Annotated in this window: 19 protein-coding genes; 9 read left to right on the top strand and 10 right to left on the bottom strand. The window is 67.1% G+C overall.

Annotated features, from left to right (window positions below; translation table 11 throughout):
• Nucleotides 1–312 precede the first annotated feature (312 nt).
• The 6 genes from murJ (at nt 313) to NJ1_RS36930 (ending at nt 9,141) form a co-directional block, all read left to right on the top strand.
• Nucleotides 313–4,185: a murein biosynthesis integral membrane protein MurJ gene (gene murJ, locus NJ1_RS36955; protein WP_067704737.1), complete on the top strand. Its 3,873-nt coding sequence runs from the start codon at nt 313–315 to the stop codon at nt 4,183–4,185.
• Nucleotides 4,186–4,621: 436 nt separating this feature from the next.
• Entirely contained in the window at nt 4,622–5,185 is a 564-nt protein-coding gene (sigM, locus tag NJ1_RS36950; RefSeq protein ID WP_067704735.1) for an RNA polymerase sigma factor SigM, read from the top strand.
• Between the two features lie 122 nt (nt 5,186–5,307).
• Nucleotides 5,308–6,213 (top strand): RsmA family anti-sigma factor, encoded by a 906-nt coding sequence (locus tag NJ1_RS36945; RefSeq protein WP_067704721.1) that lies wholly within the window; start codon nt 5,308–5,310, stop codon nt 6,211–6,213.
• Between the two features lie 175 nt (nt 6,214–6,388).
• Nucleotides 6,389–7,375: a thioredoxin-disulfide reductase gene (gene trxB / locus NJ1_RS36940; protein WP_067704719.1), complete on the top strand. Its 987-nt coding sequence runs from the start codon at nt 6,389–6,391 to the stop codon at nt 7,373–7,375.
• A gap of 9 nt (nt 7,376–7,384) precedes the next feature.
• Entirely contained in the window at nt 7,385–7,723 is a 339-nt protein-coding gene (gene trxA / locus NJ1_RS36935; protein WP_067704717.1) for a thioredoxin, read from the top strand.
• Nucleotides 7,724–7,944: 221 nt separating this feature from the next.
• Nucleotides 7,945–9,141: an N-acetylmuramoyl-L-alanine amidase gene (locus NJ1_RS36930; RefSeq protein ID WP_067704714.1), complete on the top strand. Its 1,197-nt coding sequence runs from the start codon at nt 7,945–7,947 to the stop codon at nt 9,139–9,141.
• Between the two features lie 89 nt (nt 9,142–9,230).
• Here the strand turns inward: NJ1_RS36930 and NJ1_RS36925 are convergent, their stop codons facing one another.
• The 10 genes from NJ1_RS36925 to rpmH form a co-directional block, all read right to left on the bottom strand.
• Entirely contained in the window at nt 9,231–9,959 is a 729-nt protein-coding gene (locus NJ1_RS36925; RefSeq protein WP_067704711.1) for a hypothetical protein, read from the bottom strand.
• Nucleotides 9,960–10,139: 180 nt separating this feature from the next.
• A complete protein-coding gene (locus NJ1_RS36920) occupies nt 10,140–11,165 on the bottom strand; it encodes a ParB/RepB/Spo0J family partition protein (protein ID WP_067704725.1) in 1,026 nt (341 codons plus the stop codon).
• 47 nt (nt 11,166–11,212) lie between these two features.
• Entirely contained in the window at nt 11,213–12,178 is a 966-nt protein-coding gene (locus tag NJ1_RS36915) for a ParA family protein (protein ID WP_174557163.1), read from the bottom strand.
• A 667-nt stretch (nt 12,179–12,845) separates the two neighbouring features.
• Nucleotides 12,846–13,268: a hypothetical protein gene (locus tag NJ1_RS36910; protein WP_067704706.1), complete on the bottom strand. Its 423-nt coding sequence runs from the start codon at nt 13,266–13,268 to the stop codon at nt 12,846–12,848.
• A gap of 141 nt (nt 13,269–13,409) precedes the next feature.
• Nucleotides 13,410–14,129 carry a 16S rRNA (guanine(527)-N(7))-methyltransferase RsmG gene (gene rsmG, locus NJ1_RS36905; protein WP_067704704.1) on the bottom strand — a complete coding sequence of 240 codons (720 nt, stop codon included), beginning with the start codon at nt 14,127–14,129 and terminating at the stop codon, nt 13,410–13,412.
• A 116-nt stretch (nt 14,130–14,245) separates the two neighbouring features.
• On the bottom strand, nt 14,246–14,815 hold the full coding sequence (locus NJ1_RS36900; RefSeq protein WP_084479246.1) for a Jag family protein: 570 nt from the start codon (nt 14,813–14,815) through the stop codon (nt 14,246–14,248).
• An 87-nt stretch (nt 14,816–14,902) separates the two neighbouring features.
• Complete coding sequence (gene yidC, locus NJ1_RS36895) at nt 14,903–16,000, bottom strand: membrane protein insertase YidC (protein WP_067704700.1); 1,098 nt, start codon at nt 15,998–16,000, stop codon at nt 14,903–14,905.
• 4 nt (nt 16,001–16,004) lie between these two features.
• On the bottom strand, nt 16,005–16,325 hold the full coding sequence (yidD, locus tag NJ1_RS38600; protein ID WP_084479244.1) for a membrane protein insertion efficiency factor YidD: 321 nt from the start codon (nt 16,323–16,325) through the stop codon (nt 16,005–16,007).
• Nucleotides 16,322–16,756, bottom strand: coding sequence for a ribonuclease P protein component (rnpA, locus tag NJ1_RS36890; RefSeq protein ID WP_084479243.1), 435 nt, complete (start codon nt 16,754–16,756; stop codon nt 16,322–16,324). Before rnpA ends, yidD begins: the two co-directional genes overlap by 4 nt.
• Nucleotides 16,757–16,841: 85 nt before the next feature.
• The gene (gene rpmH / locus NJ1_RS38595) at nt 16,842–16,985 is read right to left on the bottom strand and encodes a 50S ribosomal protein L34 (protein ID WP_084479245.1); all 144 of its coding nucleotides are present in this window, start codon (nt 16,983–16,985) and stop codon (nt 16,842–16,844) included.
• Between the two features lie 683 nt (nt 16,986–17,668).
• On the opposite strand from rpmH, the gene dnaA reads away from it, so the two are divergent.
• From dnaA to recF, 3 genes are all read left to right on the top strand, one after another.
• Nucleotides 17,669–19,735 carry a chromosomal replication initiator protein DnaA gene (dnaA, locus tag NJ1_RS36885; protein WP_067704697.1) on the top strand — a complete coding sequence of 689 codons (2,067 nt, stop codon included), beginning with the start codon at nt 17,669–17,671 and terminating at the stop codon, nt 19,733–19,735.
• Between the two features lie 811 nt (nt 19,736–20,546).
• Nucleotides 20,547–21,716, top strand: coding sequence for a DNA polymerase III subunit beta (gene dnaN, locus NJ1_RS36880; RefSeq protein ID WP_067704694.1), 1,170 nt, complete (start codon nt 20,547–20,549; stop codon nt 21,714–21,716).
• Nucleotides 21,717–21,937: 221 nt separating this feature from the next.
• Entirely contained in the window at nt 21,938–23,218 is a 1,281-nt protein-coding gene (gene recF / locus NJ1_RS36875) for a DNA replication/repair protein RecF (RefSeq protein ID WP_084479242.1), read from the top strand.
• Nucleotides 23,219–23,509 lie beyond the last annotated feature (291 nt).

Genomic DNA, 23,509 nt, shown 5'->3' with positions numbered 1-23,509 from the left:
CCCCAGCGCCCCGCGCGGGGAGCGGTGCCCGAGGCCCGCACACCGTCCGAGGAACGCTTCCACTGGGGCCACGGCAACCCCGATTCGCACCGGCCGCCCGGCGCGGGATCGCACACCGATCCGCCCGGCGGACAGCGCTATTCGACGCCGCCCGTATCCGGCCCGCGCGGCTACGCCTCCGGTGACCAGCGGGCGTACAACTCCGGTGACCAGCGGGCTTACGCCTCGGGCGATCAACGGGCTTACGCCTCCGGCAATCAGCGCGCGTACGTCTCGGGTGACCAGCGGGCCTACGCCTCCGGCAATCAGCCGGTGCAGGCCAAGACGCTCACGCGCGGCGGACCGGACACCGCGGCCCAGCGTGCCGCCGAGAAGGCCGACAACTCCAACGCGCGCCTGGTCCGGGACTCCGGATCGATCGCGATCGCCACCCTGGCCAGTCGCATCACCGGCTTCGGCAAGCAGCTCATGCTGCTCACCATCCTCGGACCCGCGATCGCCTCGGCGTTCACCGTGGCCAGCACCCTGCCCGCGATGATCTCCGAACTGCTGCTCGGCGCGGTGCTCACCGCCATCGTGGTGCCCACCCTGGTGCGTGCGGAGAAAGAGGACCCGGACGGCGGCGCGGCCTTCGTCCGGCGGCTGTTCACCGCCGCGCTGGCCGTGCTCGGGATCGGCACGGTGCTGGTCCTGATCTGCGCACCCCTGCTCACCCACCTGCTGGTGCCCAAACACGGTGAGGTGAGTTCCGCGCTCACCACCGCGCTCACCTATCTGCTGGTGCCCGCGGTGGTGCTGTACGGCATGTCGGCGCTGCTGATGGCGATCCTGAACACGCACCAGGTGTTCCGGCCCGGCGCCTGGGCGCCGGTGCTGAACAACATCGTCGTGCTGGTGGTGCTGTTCCTGTACTGGCTGCTGCCCGGCGAGATCACCCTCGACCCGGTGAAGATGGGCGAGCCGAAGCTGCTGCTGCTCGGCGTCGGCGTCACTCTCGGCGTGGTCGTTCAGGTGCTCAGCCTGCTGCCCGCCATCCGCCGCGAGGGCATCGACCTGCGCTTGCTCTGGGGCGTGGACGCGCGCCTGAAGCAGTTCGCCAATATGGGCGGCGCGATCATCCTGTACGTGGGGATCAGCCAGGTGGGCTGGATGGTGGCCACCCGCGTGCTCACCAACGTGGACACCGCCGGTCCCGCCATCTACCAGTTCGCCTGGCTGCTGCTGCAATTGCCGTACGGCGTGCTCGGCGTGACCCTGCTGACCGCGATCATGCCGCGGCTGTCCCGAAACGCCGCTGCCGACGACACGCCCGCCGTGGTCGACGATCTCGGCACCGCCACCCGGCTCACCATGATCGCGCTGGTCCCGATCGTCACCTTCCTGACGCTGGCCGGACCGCAGATCGGCACCGCGCTGCTGTCCTACGGCCGCTTCGGCACCGCGGACGCCTCCCGACTCGGCGAGGCCGTGTCCTGGTCCGCGTTCACGCTGATCCCGTACGCACTGGTCCTGATCCACCTGCGGGTCTTCTACGCCCGCGAACAGGCCTGGACGCCGACCTGGATCATCCTCGGCATCACCGGCGTGAAGATCCTGCTGTCGGTCATGACGCCGTTCTTCTTCGACGCCAAGCACGTGGTGATCGCGCTCGGCGCGGCCAACGGTCTCGGCTTCACCGCCGGCGCGGTGATCGGTGGCTTCCTGCTGCACCGAAGTCTCGGCGATCTGCGGATGACCAATGTCGGGCGCACCATCACCCGGGTCGCGGGCGCCTCGCTCGCGGGCGGCGCGGTCATGCTGATCTCCGACAAGGTGATCGGACTGCACCGGCTCTCGGACTCCTTCGGCGGCATCGGCTCGCTGGTGCGGGTGGCGATCACCGCGGTCATCATGTTCGGCGTGGCGTTCGCGCTGATGAGACTGGCCGGTATTCCCGAGGTCGTGGCCATCACCGTCGCCATCTCGCGGCGGCTCGGCATCACCCCGCCGGCCCCCGACCTGGACCTGGACGGCTCACCGCTCGACGAGATCCACGGAACCACGCTGCTGCCGAAGCCGGATCTGCGCGCCGCGCCGTACTACTACCGGTTCGACCCGTACCTCGACGCGCAGACGATGGTGCTCCCGGTTGTCCGACCCGATGCGGTTGACATCACCGGGAAGGGTGAGTTCCCGTACCCTGTTCGGCAGAGCAGCGCAACCGCCGGATCCGGCGCGCCCACGGATGATCGTGGGACGCCGGACAGCACCCGCGCGGCATCGGACAAGACCGTCCGCATGTCCCAGGACGCCGGCTTCCGCACCACAGCGGAGACCGGCGAACCGGTTCCGGCCCCGACATATCGGTCTTCGAACTACCAGGGCGAAGGAGGAACGAGGGTGAGCGACGACGCGGCGGGCGGCGTCCCGGCCGACAACTCTTCCGCGGCCGGAGGCGGGCTCTCCACGGATGTCCCCCCCACTCCGGGCGCGAAGAGCGGAAAGCCGGGCGGCCGAGCCGAACCCGTGCAGATCTCCGCCGACGACGGCGACCACGGCGAGGCGGAGGAACTACGCGAAGAGCGCGACGCCGGTCCCGAAACCGGTGTCTACGAGGCAGTCTCGCCGTTCATGCCGCCCATGCGGGTGGAGGCGCCGAGCAAGAAGGTCCAGCGCGGGCCCAAGCTGCTGCCGGGCGCTTCGGTGGCCGGCGGTCGCTATCGCCTGCTCGCCGGGCACGGTGGCGCGCGCGGACTCAAGTTCTGGCAGGCCCTGGACGTGAAGCTCGACCGCGAGGTCGCGCTCACCTTCGTGGACGCCGACCAGCAGGCCGCGGACAATTCCGGACACGATGGGCCGCAGGCGATCCTGTCCCGCACGCTGCGACTCGGGCGGATCAACTCGCCCGGCCTCGCCCGCGTGCTCGACGTGGTCCGCGGTTCCTCGGGCGGCATCGTGGTGGCCGAATGGACGCCGGGCCGCTCGCTCAAGGAGATGGCCGACACCGCGCCGTCGCCGATAGGAGCCGCACGCGCGGTCCGCGCCCTCGCGGCCGCGGCCGAACTCGCGCATCGCGGCGGCGGATCGCTGTCCATCGATCACCCGGATCGGGTGCGCATCAGCGCGTCCGGTGACGCGGTGCTCGCCTTCCCGGGCACCCTGTCCGATTCCGACGCGCAGTCGGACGTGCGCGGTCTGGGCGCCATGCTCTACGCGCTGATCACCGCGCGCTGGCCGATCCGCGTCGGCGGCGTCACCGGCTCGGCCGCGACCATCGGCGGACTGCCGCTGGCCGATTTCGGTCCGGACGGAACTCCGGTGGAGCCCAGAACGATTCGCCCCGAGACGCCGTTCGAGATCTCGGCGGTCGCGGTGCGCTCGCTGGAATCGAACAAGGGCGTGCGCACCGCCGCGACGGTCCAGCACGTGCTGGAGCAGGCGTCGGTGGTCGATCAGAAGACCGACTTCATCCCCGTGCTGCGCCTGGGTCAGCGTCCGCCGTCCGCGCCGGACGAGACCCTCGCCGATCCGGAACTGCTCGCGGCCGAGAAGGAACGCTCGCAGCGGATGATGTGGATCCTGGTCGGCCTGGGCGTGCTGGCCGCGCTCGTGGTCGGCGTCATCATCTGGTGGCTGCTGAGCGTGTTCGCACCGGGCGCGTCCGATCAGCCGCTGAACGAGCAGCAGAACATCGGTCTGACCACCTCCAGCTCGGCGCCCGCGGTGCCCGGCGCGCCGCAGACCCCGGCCGCCGTCACCGAGGGTGGCGTGCCGGTCCCGGTCACCGGAGCAATGGTGTTCTCCCCCGAGGGCACCCCGGACAACATCGGCGGCGTGGCGGCGGTCCTGGACAACAATCCGACCACGACGTGGCGGTCCGACGCGTACTTCCAGCAGTTCCCGGCGCTGAAGAAGGGCGTGGGCATCCTGGCCACGCTCGGCAGCCCGAGCAAGCTCACCAAGGTGGTGATCGACTCGCCGACGCCGGGCACCCAGGTCGAGATCCGCACCTCCCCGACCGCCGCCCCCACGCTCGATCAGACCCAACTGATCGGGCAGGCGACGCTCGGGCAGGGCGTCACGGAGATTGCCGTGCGGGCCGACCAGCCCGCCCGGTACGTCCTGGTCTGGATCACCGCGCTGGGCAACAACGGTGGTCAGTACCAGTCCTCGATCGCCGAACTCCGCTTCGAAGCCGCGCCCTAGCTGTTCCGCCTCCCCGCATATTCAGCGCCCGGCCTGGGAGCCGTGAACGGTCGTGCATGCGTTACCCCGAAGTTGCGAAATCAGCTGTCGCCTTTGATCAGTCGGGGTAGCCGGGGTGCAGGCGCTTCGGGGGAGTGATCTCGCGTCGCCCTTCGCTCGGGCACGGGGTGGGGTGCTGCTTGTTCGCCGTATTGGGCGCGTGATCAGTTTGTGTCTTTTGGTGGGGGTTCTGTCTTATTTGTCCTGAGAAGTGGCTCTAGCTGGGGTTTTCTGGGCAATTCATTGCTACCGAATCGTTATCTTCGTTATGATTTTGCGTGCTCCCGGGTTGGGGGACTTCCTGGGATTCGGCTTCTTCGGTCCCGGATGACACGAAAAACACATCGGTGGTGCGGCCGGTCGTCGTGGGGTCGTGTTCGCCGGTTCAGGAGATGCATTGTCGTCAGCGAACAGGACCGAGGTCTCCGATCGCGATCTGCTGGCCGCTCATGCGGGTGGTGAAGAGCACGCGTTCGCGGAGTTGTTGCTCCGTCATCAGGATCACCTCTATCAGGTCGCGCTCCGCGCTTCGTACACGCCCGAGGACGCCGCCGATTCGCTTCAGGACGCGCTCCTATCGGCGCATCGCGGGGCGGCGGGGTTCCGCGGCGATGCGGAGGTGCGCAGTTGGTTGCACCGCATCGTGGTCAACGCCTGCCTGGACCGCATCCGTCGCAACAAGTTGCGGCGCACGGTACCGTTGTCCGAGGAGTCACTACCCGAACCTCTTTATGCCCGAGACGATTTCGCGGCATGTGAGGCCTCGCTGATCGTCGACGCGGCACTGTTCGCGCTGCCCGCCGATCAGCGCACTGCTCTGGTCGCCGTGGAGCTGGAAGGGTTGTCGATCGCGGATGCCGCTGCGCAACTGGGAGTTCCGGAGGGAACTGTCAAGAGCCGGTGCGCACGCGGCCGGGCACGACTCGCGACCTACCTGAACGGCGACTCGGACTCCGCCTGAATTCGGATGAACACCCGAATTCGCGACGGAGAGAGCAAGATAGCTGGAACCGGATCTCGGTCCGGCGCGTCAAAAAAAATTAGACAGGTCTGCGAATTCCCACATCGGGCCGTGGAGGGGCGATGGACGAGATGGACCCAGGAGGAGCGAGGGCCGGCACCATGCCGCGCCCGCCCTTCTCCGCCGAACTGCTCGCGGAACTGCACGCCGGGCTACTCCCGGCGCACATGTCCGGGCAGCTGTGGCCCGCGGTCCGCCGCGACCCGGAGGCGATGCGCTATCTGCAGTCGCTGGACGGGGTGAACGCGCGCCTGCGCGACCTCGGCCGCGACGAGCGCATCGCGCACCCCATGCCGGCCGAGGTGACCGCCCGGCTGGAACGCATGATCGACGAGCTCGCCACCGCCGACCTCACCGGCGCCGGTGAACAGGCGACCGTGCACCGGCTCCCGGTCCCGCCACGCTCCGCCGCCCCGACCACTGCGCCCATGCCCGCGCTGAACGTCTCCATCTACGACACCGGCCGCCTGGATCCCAGCGATCTGGAACACCTGGACTTCGAGCCGGACACCGAGTCCGAGGCGAACGACGAACCCGGGTCCTTCCCGCCGAGGGAACGCCCGTCCCGCCGCTTCCGCTGGCTCGCCGCCGCCGCCGCGACCGTCGCCGTCGTCGCGGGTACGCTGATCGCCGTGGACGCGGTCAGCGGCCGCACCACCGGCACCACCGCGCACCCCGCCGCGGAGACCGAACTCGCCGCCGATCTGCCGAAGAACGTGATCCTGAGCGCCATGGGCCATCACGAACTCACCGGCCCGCTCGCCACCGGCGACGCCCTCACCGACTGCCTGCAGGCCGCCGACCTGAATCGCCCACTGCTGGGCGCGCGCAGCGTCACCTATTCCGGTCAGCAGGCCGTCCTGGTCCTGCTCGCGGGACCCGAGCCGCCGCAGATCAGCGCTATCGTGCTGGGATCGGGCTGCCTGCCGGGCAACCCGCAGGTGCTCGCCACCGCCGACATCGGCTGACCCACGACACCCGCCCCGGCCCGGGCTTTCCCGGGTCCGGGCATCACACCCGGTCCACTTCGGGCCGGGTGGACGCCCACTGGCCAGGGGTACCGGCCCGGGCGGCCCCGGGAACAACAGCGTTTACCCTGTTGTTGACCGACACGCCTGTTTCACATCTGCCTCGGAGGGTCCTTTGAGTACGCCAGTTCGCGACCTGATCATTGTCGGTTCCGGTCCTGCCGGCTACACGGCAGCCGTCTACGCGGCCCGCGCGGAACTGGAACCTCTGCTGTTCGAAGGCACCCAGTTCGGCGGCGCCCTGATGACCACCACCGAGGTCGAGAACTTCCCCGGCTTCCGCGAGGGCATCATGGGCCCGGACCTCATGGAGGAGATGCGTGAGCAGGCCAAGCGCTTCGGCACCGACATCCGCACCGAGGACGTCGACGAGCTCGACCTGACCGGCACCATCAAGAAGGTGACCGTCGGCGGCGAGGTCTTCGAGGCCTACGCGGTGATTCTGGCCATGGGTTCCGCGGCGCGCTACCTGAACGTCCCGGGCGAGCAGACGCTGCTCGGCCGCGGCGTCAGCGCCTGCGCCACCTGCGACGGCTTCTTCTTCAAGGGCCAGGACATCGTCGTGGTCGGCGGCGGCGACTCGGCCATGGAGGAAGCGACATTCCTCACCAAGTTCGCCTCCAGCGTGACCATCATCCACCGCCGCGAGGAGTTCCGCGCCTCGCGGATCATGCTCGAGCGCGCCAAGGCCAACGAGAAGATCACCTTCCTGCTGAACTCGGAAGTGACCGAGGTGCACGGTGATTCGAGCGTCACCAGCCTGAGCGTGCGCGACACCCGCACCGGCGAGATCTCGCAGCTGCCGGCCACCGGCCTGTTCGTCGCGATCGGCCACGATCCGCGCAGCGAGCTGGTGCGCGGCCAGGTCGATCTGGACGACGAGGGCTACGTGAAGGTCAAGGATCAGAGCACCTACACCTCGATCCCGGGCGTGTTCGCGGCCGGCGACCTGGTCGATCACACCTACCGCCAGGCGATCACCGCCGCCGGAACCGGCTGCCGCTCGGCCATCGACGCCGAGCGCTGGCTCGCCGACCAGGGTGACATCACCAGCAACACTCTCGATCACGCCGGTCGCCCGGTAGAAGTAGTGAACAACTAAGGAGCAACCATGTCCGACGCCAAGACCAGCGCCACGAAGACGGTCACCGACAAGACCTTCGCCGACGAGGTGCTGCTCAGCGAGAAGCCGGTGCTGGTGGACTTCTGGGCGGCCTGGTGCGGTCCGTGCAAGATGGTCGCCCCCGTGCTGGAGGAGATCGCGGCCGGCAATGCCGACAAGATCACCATCGCCAAGGTGGACGCCGACTCCAATCCGGAGTCCGCGAAGACCTACGGCATCCTTTCCCTCCCGACCATGGTCCTGTTCCAGGGCGGCCGCGAAGTGAAGCGGATCGTCGGGGCAAAGGGCAAAGCGGCCCTGTTGCGCGAACTCGGGGATGTTCTATAACTCGAGTGTGTACGATTTCGACGCCGGAGAGAGCCTGCGCGACAGCGCAGGCTCTTGCCTGCGATCCCTGACGTTGCCGTCAGGGTAGGATTCCTGCACTCGACAGTTGCCGATGTTCGGTCCGGGTCTGGGACAATCGACCGATCGCTCCGGTCGTGCGGAGGGTGTAAACCTCTGCGCGAGTGGGTACCCGGGTTGGCGGAAGGAAAGGGCTCTTACGCATGCACCGACTTCGTCACGGCGATACTGGACCAGCCGTAGCAGAGGTTCGGAGCACCCTGGCAAGCCTCGGCTTCCTCCATACCCACCCCAATTCCGACCCGGTCGGTCACAGCGGTGAGTACTGGAAGGATTCGGACGCCACCTTCGATCACGATCTCGACTCCGCGGTGCGGGCTTTTCAGCAGCACCGTGGTCTGCTGGTCGACGGCGTGGTCGGTCCGGCCACCTACCGAGCCCTCAAGGAAGCCTCCTACCGGCTGGGCGCGCGCACGCTGATCTATCAGCTGTCCGCACCGCTCTACGGCGACGATGTCGCCACCCTGCAGCGCCGCCTGCAGGACCTCGGCTTCTACGTGGGCCGGGTGGACGGCCATTTCGGCGCCCACACCCACGACGCGCTCACCTCGTTCCAGCGTGAGATCGGCCTCTCCTCCGACGGCATCTGCGGTCCCGACACGCTGCGCTCGCTGGATCTGCTCGGCGCGCGCGTGACCGGTGGAAATCCGCATCGCATCGCCGAGGAGGAAGTGGTGCACCGGGCGGGCCCGCAGCTCACCGGCAAGCGCATCGTCATCGATCCGGGCATGGGCGGGCCGGACAAGGGCAATCCGGTCCCCACCGAGTTCGGCGACGTGTACGAATCGGAGATCCTCTGGGATCTGGCCAGCCGGCTCGAGGGCCGAATGGCCGCCACCGGCATGGAGACGTTCCTGTCCCGGCCGTGGGGCGCCAATCCCACCGACGCCGAACGCGCCGAGACCTCCAACACCTTCGACGCCGACCTGATGATCTCGCTGCGCTGCGCGGGCAATCACAGCGCGGCGGCCAGCGGCGTGGCCAGCTTCCACTTCGGCAACTCGCACGGCTCCACCTCGATGATCGGCCAGGTGCTGGCCGGGTTCATCCAGCGCGAGATCGTGGCCAGAACCTCGTTGCAGGACTGCCGGACCCACGCGCGCACCTGGGATCTGCTGCGACTCACCAAGATGCCCACCGTCCAGGTCGACATCGGTTATCTCTCCAGCGATTACGACTCCTCGGTGCTGACCAATCCCCGCATGCGCGACGTGATCGCCGAGGCCATTCTCATCTCGGTCAAGCGGCTGTACCTGCTCGGCCAGGACGACCAGCCCACCGGCACCTATACCTTCGCCGAGCTGCTCGCCGAGGAACTGGCCGCCGCCGACCGCATCTGAGGGTCCCCACGCAGACGAAAAGCCCGCCGCCCGGAATTGCCTGGGCGGCGGGCTTTTCGATAGGCGAGCCGCTGCGACAGCGGAACCGATCAGACGGTGACGACCCGGTTGGGCGCCTCCATCGACGCGGCGGCCAGCAGCTGGTCCAGCGCCCGCTCGACGTCTTCCTTCCACAGGTGGTCGTGATCGAGCTCCAGCCGCAACCGCGGGAAACGATGATGCGCGGCAACCACTTTGAACCCGACCTCCTCCAGGAAATCGGCATCGATCATGCAGGTCTCGGGGGAGCAGTCGGCCTTCGCGGAATGACCGCCGCGCTCCCGGGTCGGGGTCGGCGCGATGCGTTCCATCAGCATCATGGAGCCCAGATCCGGCATGGTCTGCGACGGCGGATCCCAGCGCAGCCCGAATGCCTCGATCGCCCGCACGCCACGACGTATCAGATCGGCCACCACGGCTTGAATCAGCTGATTTGCTACATCGGTGTCCTGGTAGGGGAATTCGGCCCGCAGCGTGGTCAGCAGGACGGCATCCGGGCTCACCGGGGAGGTGGGGAACAGTCCCGCCCGCGGAACCACCCGGGGCGGTGAGTAGAGCGCGCACCCCGCGGAGTTTCCGTCGATGGTCGCGACCTGTCCACAGGATCCCCATTCGAGCATGACTGTGGAGAGCCAGGCCTCCTTCTCGAAGACCGGGTCACTGAATTCACGGGAGTCCGCCGCCACCGCCGGGTCCATCTCCCAGAACACGCACCGCCGTGCGTGCGCCGGGAGGTCGTCGAGTCCGCCGAGGGTTAGTGCGGTAACGCTGGTCGACACCGCTCTGCTCAGCCTCCAGCTGTCCGATTCATCCACGCTCACGCCGCATCAATATCTGCTCGCCAGCAAGAATAAGCGATCAACGCAATTCGCCTCTCCGGGCCTCGAAAATCCTCGCGTCACTGTGACGTTTCAGCCATGACCGCGGGGTAGGGCTCAATCTTTCGGGATGGAGCACTGTCAGAGCTTGGATTGCTCCATCAGACTGACAATTCGTTCCAGATCGTCGATCGAGCCGAACTCGACGACGATCTTGCCCTTGCGCTTGCCGAGGCTGACCGAGACCCGAGTGTCGAAGGATTCCGACAGTCGCTCGGCCACATCCTGTAGACCCGGCATCTGAATCGGCTTGCGCTTGGCCGCCGGGGGAGCGGTCTCGGGATCCGGATTCCGGTTGGCCAGATGCACGGCCTCCTCCGTCGACCGCACCGACAAACCTTCGGCGACGATGCGAGCGGCGAGCACCTCCTGCGCATCCGGTCCGGCCTCCAGGGCGAGCACCGCGCGAGCATGCCCGGCCGACAGGGTGCCGGCCGCGACGCGACGCTGCACCGGAATCGGAAGCTTCAGCAGCCGAATCATATTGGTCACGACGGGACGGGAGCGACCGATTTTCGCGGCCAGCTCCTCGTGCGTGACGCCGAATTCCTCGAGCAGCTGCTGATACGCCGCCGCCTCTTCGAGCGGATTCAACTGCACTCGGTGGATGTTCTCCAGCAGCGCGTCGCGCAGCAGCGACTCGTCCGCCGTCTCCCGGACGATGGCCGGGATGGCGGGCAGGCCCGCCTCCTGACTCGCCCGCCACCGCCGCTCGCCCATGATCAGCTGATAGCGCGGCTCCGGCAGGCTCTCGACCTGACGCACCACGATCGGCTGCATGAGGCCGAACTCTTTGATCGAGTGCACGAGCTCGGCGAGCGCCTCGTCCTCGAAGACCTGACGCGGCTGCTTCGGATTCGGGACGATCTGCGCGTGCGGGATCTCGCGGTAGACCGCTCCCGCGTCATTGCCCTCTTCCGGATCCGGGACCCGGTGTAGATAGGCCGAGGCCGGCTGCGGGCCGATCGGATCGACTCCGATGACGACATTCGCCGCCGCACTGCCGAGACCCGGTGTCGCCGCGGTGAGACCCGGTGTCGCCGCGGGCCCGGTCGGGATGAGCGCCGCGAGGCCGCGTCCCAGTCCACCCTTCTTCGCCTGACTCATCGGCTTACCGACCGCCTTTCCGTTCTTCACCGGACTCGAATTCATGCTTACCGGGATTCTCCGTCGGCAACCGGCACCGCCGTCGCCTGGCGCGCCGAGCGCGACGCCATCTCTCGTCCCGCATCGAGATAGCTCATCGCGCCACGTGAACCCGGATCGTAATCCAAGACCGTCATTCCGTATCCCGGCGCCTCGGAAACCTTGACGCTGCGGGGGATCACCGAGCGCAGGACCGCGTCACCGAAGTGGCCGCGCACCTCCTCGGCGACCTGATCGGCGAGCTTGGTTCGACCGTCGTACATGGTGAGAACGACGGTGGAGACATGCAATTCGGGGTTGAGATGCGCCTGCACCAGACCGATATTGCGGAGCAGCTGACCCACTCCCTCCAGCGCGTAGTACTCGCACTGGATGGGGATCAGCACCTCCTTGGCGGCGACCATCGCGTTGACCGTCAGCAGACCCAGCGACGGCGGGCAGTCGATCATCACGTAGTCGATGTCGTAGCCGGCGAGGTTGGCTTCCTGGATCGCGGACTTCAGGCGATTCTCGCGCGCGACCATCGAGACGAGTTCGATCTCCGCGCCCGCTAGGTCGATGGTGGCCGGAATGCACAGCAACCGTTCGTTGTGCGGGCTTTGCTGGATCGCTTCGGCGGCGGTGCATTCGCCGATCAGCAGTTCGTAGCTGGAGGGGACGCCCGAATGATGCGGAACACCGAGCGCGGTGCTGGCATTGCCCTGCGGATCGAGATCGACCACCAGCACCCGCATGCCCTGCAGCGCCAGCGCCGCCGCCAGATTCACGGTCGTGGTCGTCTTGCCCACGCCGCCTTTCTGATTGGCGACGGTGATGACGCGCTGTTCCTTCGGCTTCGGAATGGAGACCGTGCCACCCTGCCGAACCTGGCTCGCGCGCTGAGCTTCCGCGGCGATGGGGGTGTCGGCTGCCGAGATGTTCCCGAACGGGGTGCGGCTGAAATCGTCCGCATCGAAGGATCCGCTATCGAGCATGCCTGGAACCCGGGACGTTGTTTCCCGTGAAACATTCGCCGGACCGTTGGACATACAGGCTCCTAACCCCGAGAACTCAAAGACACGTGGTCGAGCTGAATTCCGCACCTGACAGCAGTGGAGGCAACAGCGGTGGCGGAGAAGCGGAGCAGCCGCTGCCATCCACCACGCGACGCTGCGTTGACCGAGACGGTGCGAGGTGCGCGAGAGATACCCATTCCGAAGCCGTTCCCGGCTGAGTGCCAGCCGATTTCGAGCCGGTTGCCGGGCATCGCATAAGCGCCTCGCTCGACGTTCACTAGCTTGCCAGTAGGAGACACTTTACGGAAGTTGAAGAGCGATCAACTTGGTGCGACACGCGAAACTGGCAACCTCGCACGGAAACTCGCGGCATGTTTCACATGAAACATCGCCGATTCCACGAATGGCCGTGCCGGAGGCGGAGACTCACTGCGCCGGAGGCGGAAACTCGCTGTGCCGGAGGCGGAGACTCACTGCGCCGGAGGCGGCGGCGACCGACTGTGGTTTCACGTGAATCATCGACAGACAGCGAAGCGGGCGCGGTGGCCGAAACCACCGCGCCCGCTTGGCGCTGTACACCCGGATCGGCTCTGAGAGTCCGGGCGGTCGGCCACGAAGGGCCGGGGGACCACGCGGGTCCGGTGACCTACTTGGCCGAGAGGCTCGACAGCAGACCGGCGAGGGGGTTTCCGCCGGAGCTGGAGCCGGTACCCGGAGTAGTCGGCTTATCCGTCACTGTGACGGTGACCGTCTTGCTGGAGATGATCTCCTGCGTCGCCTTCAGTTCGTGCGCACCCTTGCTGGAGGGGGTCCACTGAATGGTGGCCGTGCTACCGCTCGGCTTGGCCTTCCCGATCTCGGTCCCGTTGTCGGTGAAGGTCACATTGAACAGACCGGACGTGGCCGTCACCGAGGCGGTGATCGTGTACGCCTGCCCGACATAGACGGTGTCGGACGAGACGCCGATGTCCGTCACGAGCGCATTGGCTTGGGGTGCGGCGACCAGAGCCGCAGTCGCCAGGGCGCCCAGAAGTCCGGCGCCGAGTCCCGTTCGCTTGGAAATGCTCATTCGTACTACTCCTGTGCTCCTCCCCGCACCGATGCGGGTCAACCGGACAGTACCGACCACGGGGCGCGTTCACAGGTAATTTGAAGGATTAGTTTTTCAGATATTCCGAGCCGATCCGAACCGGGTGGAATCGACCCGGAATCAGCGGCGCTTCGCCCGCGCCGCGGCCCGCCGCTCCCGATCGCTGCGGGGGAGACGCTCGGCGCTGATCACCACCGTGGGTGTCTCGAGCACTCCCACACCGCATTCCAGGACCTCCGCGATTCCCGCGCCCACCTTGGTCAGCTCGGCGCGATCGCGCTCCAATTCCTCCGCGGCACTGATTCCCTTGAGCGCCAGCATCCGTCCGTTGTCCCGCACCAGCGGCATGGACCAGCCGGCCAGCTTCGCCAGCGGGGCGACCGCTCGGGAGGTCACCACATCCGCATCACCGGCTTCCTTGCGGACGTTCGGCTGCTCGGCCCGCCCGCGCACGACGGTGATGTTCTCGATCCCGGCCTGCTCGATGAACTCGGACAGGAAGATGGTGCGGCGAAGCAACGGCTCCACCAACGTGATTCGAAGATCGGGCCGCGCGATGGCGAGCGGGATTCCGGGCAGCCCCGCGCCGCTGCCGATGTCCACGACGAACGCGCCCTCGGCGATCAGATCGCCGATCACCGCGCAGTTGAGAATGTGCCTGTCCCACAGCCGGGGCACCTCGCGCGGACCGATCAGCCCGCGCTCGACGCCCGCACCGGCGAGCGCCGTGTAGTAGAGGCGAGCCATCTCCAGCCGATCCCCGAAGACGACCGCGGCCGCGGCGGGTGGTTCGACGAGACCCTGATCGGTCACCTCGGCGTCAGGTTCCACGTGAAACATCCTTCCAACTCGTCGTCGCTCGGGGGGAGCGCGATCGGCAACTCGGGGGCTCCGGACAAGCGTAGGGCCCCCGGTCGTATCGACCCGGGGGCCCTGCTCTCAGTGCTCGGTGCGTGTCACTCGGGAAGAACGACCACGCGGCGACTCGGTTCGACGCCTTCGCTCTCACTCACGACGCCGTCGACGGTGGCGACCGCGTCGTGCACGATCTTGCGCTCGAACGGGGTCATGGGGGAGAGGGCTTCGCGCTCACCGGATTCGAGCACGCGCTTGGCGGCCTCGAGTCCAAGGGCGCCCAACTCCGAGCGACGGTTGGCCCGCCAGCCCGCGACGTCCAGCATCAGGCGCGAACGAATACCGGTGGCCTGCTGCACGGCCAGGCGAGTGAGCTCCTGCAGCGCGTCCAGGATTTCACCGCGGCGACCGACCAGCTTGGCCAGATCCTTGCCGCCGTCGATGCTCACGATGGCGCGATCGCCTTCGACGTCGAGATCGATATCGCCGTCGAAGTCCAGGACGTCCAGCAACTGCTCCAGGTAGTCGCCGGCGATTTCGCCCTCTTCGATGAGCGCCTCTTCGGCATCGCCCGCGGACTCCGCCGCCGTGGCGGGAGCCGCCGTCGCCGTGGCCGGTTCCGCCGTCGCCGCTGTCACTGTGGGGTCCCCTCCGTCGGTTTCAACAGTCATGGTTGTTTCCTTCATCTGGAGTTGTCGGCGCCGCGGGTGTGTCGAAGAGTGTGCGGTGCGCCGTAGAAGCTCGGGTGTGGTTCGGGATCAGCGACGGCGCTTCTGATTCGCGCGGCCGCGGTTGCCGGACCGCTTCTTGGCAGTCTGCTTGGTGCCGTTCTGCTTCGCACCGTTCTGACCGGACTGCGGGGCATCGGACTTGGTCAGATTCGGCGTGCCGTCGGACACGGTGTCGACCTTGTCCGTGACGGCGGCGGCATCCTGTTTCGCCTTGCGCACATCGACCGGCTTCGCACCGGGCTTGGGAGCGTTCTGGGTCCGGCGCTCGAGAGCGGCGGCCTTCTTCTCCTGCTCTTCCTGCTCCATGCGGCCGAAGACCAGATGCTGCTGCGCGTAGGTCCAGATGTTGTTGGACACCCAGTAGATCAGGATGGCGATCGGGAGGAAGGGACCACCGACGAGCACGCCGAGCGGGAACACCCACAGCGCCAGCTTGTTCATCATGGCGGCCTGGGGATTGGCCAGCGCCTCGGCGCTCTGGCGGGCGACCGACGCGCGCGCGTTGAAGTGGGTCGCGAGGCCCGCGATGATCATCAGCGGAATCGACACGGCCGCGATGGCGACCTTGGTCGGCACGCCGCCGTATTCGGCGAAGGACTGCAGCACGGACTGCGGCTCGGTGATGAAGCCGGAGAGCGGAGCGCCGAAAAGCCGTGCGGTCAAGAAGGACTGGACGTCGCTCGCGCTGAAGATGTAGTTCGGGGTGTGCGCGTTGTCGTAGGCCGACATACCGAGCTGGCCGATACCGGTGCCGGTGCGGTTGAACGAGCGCAGCACGTGGAACAGACCGAGGAAGACCGGAACCTGCAGCAGCACCGGCAGGCAACCCATGAGCGGGTTGAAGCCGTGATCCTTCTGGAGCTTCTGCATCTCGACCGTCATCTGCTGACGATCGTTCTTGTACTTCTTCTGCAGTTCCTTGATCTGCGGCTGCAGTTCCTGCATCTGCTTCGTGGTGCGGACCTGCTTCACGAACGGCTTGTACAGCACCAGCCGGAGCGTGAAGACGAGGAACACCACCGAGAGCGCCCAGGCGATACCGCTGTCCGCCCCGAGCACGAACCCGAATGCACGATGCCAGAACCACAGAATGGCCGACACCGGGTAATAGATGAAGTCGAGCACGGCTCTATGCACTCCCGTCGTTCGTATCGCCGGTCACCGCGGGCGGTGACCCTTCAAAAGCTGATGCCGCGTGCCGGTGCGAGCGTTCCGGTACGGGGTCCCACCCACCAGGGTGCCAGGGCGCACATTTCGCCAAGCGAACGGCTGCCAGTCCGAGGCCGACGAACAGTCCGCGGGTCCGCAGCGCGGTCACCGCGTACTCGCTACAGGTCGGGGTGAACCGGCACACCGGCATACGAGTGGGGGAGATATAGGACCGATACAGCTCGATGAGGAATATCAGAGCTTTGGCCGGTAAGCGGGCAGCGGCGCGCAGGACATTCATGAGTCCGCGCCGGCAGCTGCGCGTGAGTCGCCATCGGTGCTCGCCCGCGCATCGGTGTGCGCGGCGAGGGATCCGAGTTTTCGCAGTCCGCCTCGCACTTGCCGTTCCAGTTCGATGGAGGGAGCGTCTGCGGCGCCGGGCAGGGCGCGGAGAACGATGTCCGCGCCGTCCGGCAGCTCGGCCGCCAGGCTTGCGCAGATATGACGCAGGCGGCGGGCCACCCGGTGGCGAACCACCGCTGGACCCACCGCCTTGCTGACGATCAAACCGAACCGCGGACCACCCACCCGAACGGCGGGGGTACCCGTGGTCAGCTGATCGTCGTGTAGCAGTACGTGCACCACGAGATCCCGTCTCCCGATCCGCCGGCCCTGGCGCACCGTCCGGGAGAAGTCGGTACGTCGATGCAGCCGATGGGACTCAGGCAGCACCGACGCGTCCGTCGGAGTACGGGCGAATCAGGTTTCGGAGATCGGACGGCGAACCGTGCATACGCCGCATTCGGGGGTTACCGAATCAGGCCGTCAGAGTCTTGCGACCCTTTTCACGGCGCGCCGAAACGATGGCGCGACCCGCACGGGTACGCATCCGGAGACGGAAGCCGTGAACGCGCGCCCGACGACGGTTGTTCGGCTGGAACGTCCGCTTGCCCTTGGCCACGGTCAACTCCTCTAAATAATGGGCGTCCGGTGACGCCCGAAGCTTTTGTTCGGTGAAACGGTGCGCATCGCGAAAGACCGTGTGGTCCTTCGGAGCAATACCCTTGTCGGCGCGGGCAGCAAGCAGCCGCCACCGCACCATAGGGTGACTGTAGAAGGGTACTGATCCGCTGAACACGGGTCAAACTCGGGGTGGGCGAGCACCGTCACAGTGCTTTTCCGGTGCCGTGAGCGGCTTTCCGGTGCCGTGAGCATCCAACGCTCTCGCACAGGACCCGGATCCCGCTGCCTTACCCACCACCCGCACGAACTGCATTGTCTCGGCCGACCCCGTACTGCCTCGGCACGGCCCCGCACTTCCCCGGAGCGCCACGTGCTGGGCGTTCGTGTCCCGGCGGGGGATTCGTGTACGGTCCTCTCCAGGGTACAGAGCGAACCACACGCGACGTTGCCAGCTGATAGCTGATGAACCGCAGGTCGGTGCCCGATTCGAGGGAATAGCCGCGATCCGACGCGCATCCCCAGGTTGTCCACATCTGTGGATAATTGTGTGGAAAGACCCCTGTAGTGGCATATTCGTAGGGCCGACGATGCCTCGCCGACGCCCGGTCACAGGGGACGCCGAGCAGTTGCACACACCCGTCTGCTCCTTATCTACCCACAGCTCCGGGGAGGACTACGTTCGTGGACGACGAGCAGAATGTGTTGACCGCTGTCTGGCGCGAGGTGATCGCCGAACTGGCGAGCGGCTCGGCGGACGGTGAGATCCAACCGGTCAGCAAGGCTCACAAGGCGTGGCTCGGAATCATCGAACCGATTACCTTCGCACAGGGATTCGCCCTGCTCTCGGTACCCGGAACCATGGCTCAAGAGGTGGTAGAGCGCGATCTTCGCGAACCCATCCTGCGCTCGCTGGCCCGGCGCGGACTTCAGGTCGAAGGCCTCGGCGTGCGGATCCGGGCCCAGCAGAATTCCCCGGTGGACCGCTCGCCGAACGCACCCCGCCACGCCCGGATGACCTCCCGCCCGGAACGCCCGCGCGAGCCCGAACACCAGCCGATGGGATACGCCCCGCAGGCTGCCGCGCCGTCGCCGGTCGAACATCCACAGGCTCACTACCAGCCCGCGCCGGAGTACCAGGGTGGGCGCTATCTGCCTCCACAGGACTACTCGACCGAGTACTCCGAGCGCGATGCTTATCCACCTGTGGAATTCGGGCAGCCACAGATGGCCGAAGAGTTGCCGGCGCCCGTTCCGGAGCCGCAGGCGCCGCCCCGCAGGCGAGAGAACCACCGTGGTCAGGCATTACCGCCCGGGCAGGAGTCGCTGTTCTCCCCGGAACCGGACCCGTATGTCTCGGAGGATCCACAGCCCGCCCAGCGGCGGATGCCCGACGAACCGCCGCGGCGGATGCCGGAAGACCAGCCGCGCCGCATGCAGGACGAGCAGCCGCGCCGGATGGCCGAGGATCAGCGCAGGCTGTCGGACGAACCCCGTTCCTTCCAGGACGAACAGCGTCCTTTCCAGGACGAGCAGCGGTCCTTCCAGGACGAACCGCGTCGCATGCCCGAGGAACCCCGGCGCATGCCGGACGAACCGGCCGCGCGCCGGCCGGTGGACGTGGACGACGCGCACGACGACGAGCCGGTGGTGAACGCCCGCAATTCGTGGCCGACGTATTTCAACAAGTCGCCCGAGCGGGAGTCCCCGTCCCCGTCCTCGGCGAACAGCCTGAACGCCAAGTACACCTTCGAGACCTTCGTCATCGGCGCCTCGAACCGGTTCGCGCACGCCGCCGCGGTCGCCATCGCGGAGGCTCCGGCGCGCGCCTACAACCCGCTGTTCGTCTGGGGCGCTTCAGGTTTGGGCAAAACGCACCTGCTGCACGCGGCCGGGCACTACGCACAGCGGCTGTTCCCGGGGATGCGCGTGAAGTACGTGTCCACGGAGGAGTTCACCAACGACTTCATCAACTCGCTGCGTGACGACCGCAAGGTGGCCTTCAAGCGCCGCTACCGCGAGACCGACATCCTGCTGGTGGACGACATCCAGTTCATCGAGGGCAAGGAAGGCATCCAGGAGGAGTTCTTCCACACCTTCAACACCCTGCACAACGCGAACAAGCAGATCGTGGTGTCCTCGGACCGGCCGCCCAAGCAGCTGGCCACCCTCGAGGAACGCCTGCGCACCCGCTTCGAGTGGGGCCTGATCACCGATGTGCAGCCGCCGGAGCTCGAGACGCGGATCGCGATCCTGCGCAAGAAGGCCCGGATGGATCGTCTGGATGTGCCGCACGACGTGATGGAGCTCATCGCGACCCGCGTGGAGCGCAATATCCGTGAACTCGAGGGTGCGCTGATCCGCGTGACGGCGTTCGCGTCGCTCAACGGGCAGCCCTTGGACCTGTCGCTGGCCGAGGTGGTGCTGCGGGATCTGATGCCCGACGCCGCCACCATGGAGATCACCGCGTCCACGATCATGGCCGTGACCGCGGAGTACTTCAATACGACGCTGGAAGAGCTGACCGGTCCCGGTAAGGCCCGGCCGCTGGCGCAGGCCCGGCAGATCGCCATGTACCTGTGCCGTGAACTGACCGACCTATCCCTGCCGAAGATCGGCCAGGCCTTCGGCCGCGACCACACCACGGTGATGTACGCGGACAAGAAGGTGCGCAAGGAGATGACCGAGCGGCGCCGGGTGTACGACCAGGTTCAAGAACTCACAGCCCGAATTAAACAGCGTTCGCGCTGATCCACAGTCCACAGACCCCCACGTCCCCTGACGTGGGGGTCTGTTGTTTTCGGGGGTGTGGATTCCTCGAGGAATCCTCGAGGAAACGTTGTGGATTCCTCGAGTTGTCCACCGGTTTGCCCACAGGGCGCTGTGCACAGCTGTGCATGACGAGTAGTGCACAGTTCCCACAGGTGGATTCATCCTCGAGGGCTGACCTGCCCGGATCCCATTTGTCCCCTGTGGATTCCTCGAGGACTGAACAGGGAATCCTCGAGGAATCCTCGAGTTGTCCCCGGATTCGCTCAGATGTTGGCGAGAGGCCCGAAAACGGGGGAGCAACTCGAGGATGACTCGAGGATGAATGTGAACTACTGCCACGACTCCACAGACACCCGAAGTTCATCCTCGAGTCACCCCATGGTCATCCCCATGCCGCCATGCGCTCGGAGCTGCGGAAAGAGGGGAAGTCCACAGTTTCCACACGACCTACTACTACTTCATTTCTCTCCTTAGAGAGACTCTCTTTTAAAACAGGTGTGTGGAAAGTCGGTCTGGGAGTGCAGGGTTCGGTCGGTGGTTGCTCGCGCTCGGAACAAGACGCATGGGGAAGGACGAAGCGGATCGCGCTCGCGGGGGATCGGCTCGGATGTGCCGGAGGGTCGGCATAGGCACTCGCGCGTCACGCAAGTAGGGTTTGGTGTCGGTCCCCCGTGCGAGACTGCGCAGGCGGACGATTCAGCAGCTGCTTCCCCTCCGGGGGTTTCTCGATCAGCCGACGCTGATGTGCCGATACAGATCCGACTGAGACTGGGAGAGGATTGACCGGGCGATGGAGCTTGCAAGCATGAAGTTTCGGGTCGCTCGCGAGGACTTCGCCGAATCCGTTGCCTGGGTGGCCCGTAGCTTGCCGTCGCGGCCTCCGGTCCCTGTGCTCGGTGGCGTACTCCTCGTGGCTGACGAGGACGGCCTGACGGTGTCGGGCTTCGACTACGAGGTCTCCGCGCAGATGCGGGTGGCCGCCGAGGTCGCCGGACCCGGACAGGTTCTGGTGTCGGGGCGCCTGCTGGCGGACATCACCAAGTCGCTGTCGAACAAGCCGGTGGACGTGTCGGTGGACGGCACCCGCGTGCTGATCGCCTGTGGCAGTGCGAAGTTCTCGCTGCCGACCATGCCGGTCGAGGACTATCCCCAGCTTCCCGAACTTCCTCCCCAGACCGGCGAGCTCGGTGTGGACGTGTTCTCCACCGCGGTCGGTCAGGTGGCCGTGGCCGCGGGCCGAGACGACACGCTCCCCATGCTCACCGGCATCCGGGTCGAGATCGAGGGCCCGAAGGTGGTGCTCGCCGCCACCGACCGTTTCCGCCTCGCCGTGCGCGAACTGGAGTGGAATCCGGGCCGCGCCGATGTCGAGACCGCCGTGCTGGTTCCGGCGCGCACCCTGTCCGAGGCCGGCAAGACGCTCGGCTCGTCCGATCAGCCGGTGCAGCTGGCCTTCGGTACGGGCAGCGACGGTCTGCTCGGCATCGTGAACGGCGGCCGCCGCACCACCACGCGCCTGCTCGACGCCGAATTCCCCAAGTTCCGCCAGTTGCTCCCCAAGGAGCACACCTCCGTCGTGACGCTCGTCGTCAGCGCGCTGGCCGAGGCCATCAAGCGTGTGGCCCTGGTGGCCGAGCGCGGCGCTCAGGTGCGGATGGAGTTCTCCGAGGAGGGCCTGCTGCTCTCGGCCGGTGGGGACGACGCCGGACGCGCCGAGGAGTGGCTCGAGGCCGACTTCCGCGGTGAGCCGCTGACCATCGCCTTCAATCCGGGCTACCTGGTGGACGGCCTGTCCGCGCTGCACACCGAGCGGGTGATCTTCGGATTCACCACGCCGAGCCGCCCGGCCGTGCTGCTGCCCGCTCCGGAAGAGGATCCGCAGCAACTGGATTCGGGTTCGTTCCCGGCGCTGAGCGGTAATTACATCTACCTGCTGATGCCGGTCCGCCTGCCGGGCTGATCCGAGATTCGACGGTTCGACGCCGGGCGGCTCGCGCGCCCGGTGGTTCGGACCGCGAGCGCCCGGTGATCAGGACACTGTGCACAGTGTTGACAAAGCTGTGAAAAACGCGGCGCGACCGGCGGATTCGCGGTTCGGGCCCCGGGAGCCGTTCCCGGTCTCGGCCGCGTTTTCCGATACCGCCTGCGGGCCTGGGGATGATCGCGTGGTGGACTAGCCGGATGTACGTGCGGACGCTGTCGCTGCGCGATTTCCGGTCCTGGGAGGCCGCAGAACTCGAATTACCGCCCGGTGGAACCGTTTTCCTGGGATCCAACGGCAACGGTAAGACGAACCTGATCGAGGCCGTCGGATACCTGTCCACCCTCGGTTCGCACCGGGTGTCGGCCGACGCCCCGCTGATCCGCATCGGCGCCCAGCGCGCCCGGATCGGCGCGACGGTGGTGAACACCGGGCGCGAACTGCGGGTGGACATGGAGCTGAATCAGGGCGCGGCGAATCGCGCGCAGATCAATCGCTCCCCGGTGCGCAGGCCCCGGGAGATCCTGGGGATCCTGCAGACCGTGTTGTTCGCGCCCGAGGACCTGTCCCTGGTGCGCGGTGATCCCTCCGAGCGCCGCCGGTTCCTGGACGAGCTGGCGACCGCGCGGCTGCCGCGGCTGGCCGGGGTGCGCGCGGATTACGACAAGGTGCTGCGCCAGCGCTCGGCCCTGTTGAAAACCGCGGGCCGCCTTGCTCGTTCGGGTGCGCGCGGCGCGGAGCTGAGCACCCTGGACGTGTGGGACGGGCACCTCGCGGCGCACGGCGCGGTGCTGCTGGAGCAGCGGCTGCGGCTGGTGCACGAACTTTATCCACATCTTGCACAGGCCTATGGATCGATCGCTCCGGAGTCTCGACCTGCGTCGATCGGTTACCGAAGCGGTTCGCTCCCACCGGAACTCCTCGATCCCGCACGTTCTCCACAGGCTGAGGATGTCGAGGTGCTCGAGGCGATCCTGTTGCGCGAGTTGGGGAATGCCCGCCAGAAAGAACTGGAACGCGGCGTGTGTCTGGTCGGTCCGCATCGCGACGATCTGGAGCTGATGCTGGGTTCGGCCCCGGCGAAGGGTTTCGCCAGTCACGGTGAGTCCTGGTCCTACGCACTGGCTTTGCGCCTGGGTGCGTTCGAACTGCTGCGCACCGCCGGGACCGATCCGGTGCTGATCCTGGACGACGTGTTCGCCGAACTCGACCGTCGTCGGCGGGCCGCGCTGGCGGCCGTCGCGGTCACCGCGGAGCAGGTGCTCATCACCGCGGCGGTGGCCGAGGACGTGCCCGCCGAACTCGAGGCCGCACCGCTGCGGATCGAGACCACCGGAGACGCGGATCATCGCGCGTCACGGCTCGCCGACGATCCCCAGCCATCCCCAGGGGCCGCCGTGTCGTCCCCAGCCACACCCGAGTCATCCCCACTTCCGCCTGACTTATCCACACCTTCGCCCGGCATTTCCACAGATTCCTGATCGATCGGTGGATGGTCACGTGACGTCAGAGGGGGTAGGTCCGGAGGCGCGAGTGAGACATCACCGCGTGGCCGGAGCCGGTGTGTCGGGGCGATGCGGCAGAATCTTGCGGACGAGCCCGCGACGAGAGGGAGTGGCGAATGGCTGACCAGCCGCAATCACGTGACCCCGGTGCCGGCGCGGGCGGGAGTTCCGGTGCGGCGGCGGGTGGTTCGACCCCCGCCACGCCCGGCGCGGAACCCGAATTGCGGGGTGTCGACCTCGCTCGCCGCGCGCTCGAGGAGGCGCGGG

It is taken from the genome of Nocardia jejuensis NBRC 103114 (assembly GCF_001613145.1).
Classification (GTDB): Bacteria; Actinomycetota; Actinomycetes; order Mycobacteriales; family Mycobacteriaceae; genus Nocardia; species Nocardia jejuensis.
Note: the sequence above shows the minus strand (reverse complement) of the source record. Positions and strands in the feature narration are given on the sequence as shown.

What these genes read in the sequence shown, in the direction of transcription:
- NJ1_RS36945 (WP_067704721.1), top strand. Translation starts at nt 5,308, where the DNA reads ATGGACGAGATGGACCCAGGAGGAGCGAGGGCCGGCACCATGCCGCGC.
- trxA (WP_067704717.1), top strand. Translation starts at nt 7,385, where the DNA reads ATGTCCGACGCCAAGACCAGCGCCACGAAGACGGTCACCGACAAGACC.
- NJ1_RS36930 (WP_067704714.1), top strand. Translation starts at nt 7,945, where the DNA reads ATGCACCGACTTCGTCACGGCGATACTGGACCAGCCGTAGCAGAGGTT.
- NJ1_RS36920 (WP_067704725.1), bottom strand. Translation starts at nt 11,165, where the DNA reads ATGAGTCAGGCGAAGAAGGGTGGACTGGGACGCGGCCTCGCGGCGCTC.
- NJ1_RS36915 (WP_174557163.1), bottom strand. Translation starts at nt 12,178, where the DNA reads ATGCTCGATAGCGGATCCTTCGATGCGGACGATTTCAGCCGCACCCCG.
- NJ1_RS36910 (WP_067704706.1), bottom strand. Translation starts at nt 13,268, where the DNA reads ATGAGCATTTCCAAGCGAACGGGACTCGGCGCCGGACTTCTGGGCGCC.
- rsmG (WP_067704704.1), bottom strand. Translation starts at nt 14,129, where the DNA reads ATGTTTCACGTGGAACCTGACGCCGAGGTGACCGATCAGGGTCTCGTC.
- NJ1_RS36900 (WP_084479246.1), bottom strand. Translation starts at nt 14,815, where the DNA reads ATGACTGTTGAAACCGACGGAGGGGACCCCACAGTGACAGCGGCGACG.
- yidD (WP_084479244.1), bottom strand. Translation starts at nt 16,325, where the DNA reads ATGAATGTCCTGCGCGCCGCTGCCCGCTTACCGGCCAAAGCTCTGATA.
- dnaN (WP_067704694.1), top strand. Translation starts at nt 20,547, where the DNA reads ATGGAGCTTGCAAGCATGAAGTTTCGGGTCGCTCGCGAGGACTTCGCC.
- recF (WP_084479242.1), top strand. Translation starts at nt 21,938, where the DNA reads ATGTACGTGCGGACGCTGTCGCTGCGCGATTTCCGGTCCTGGGAGGCC.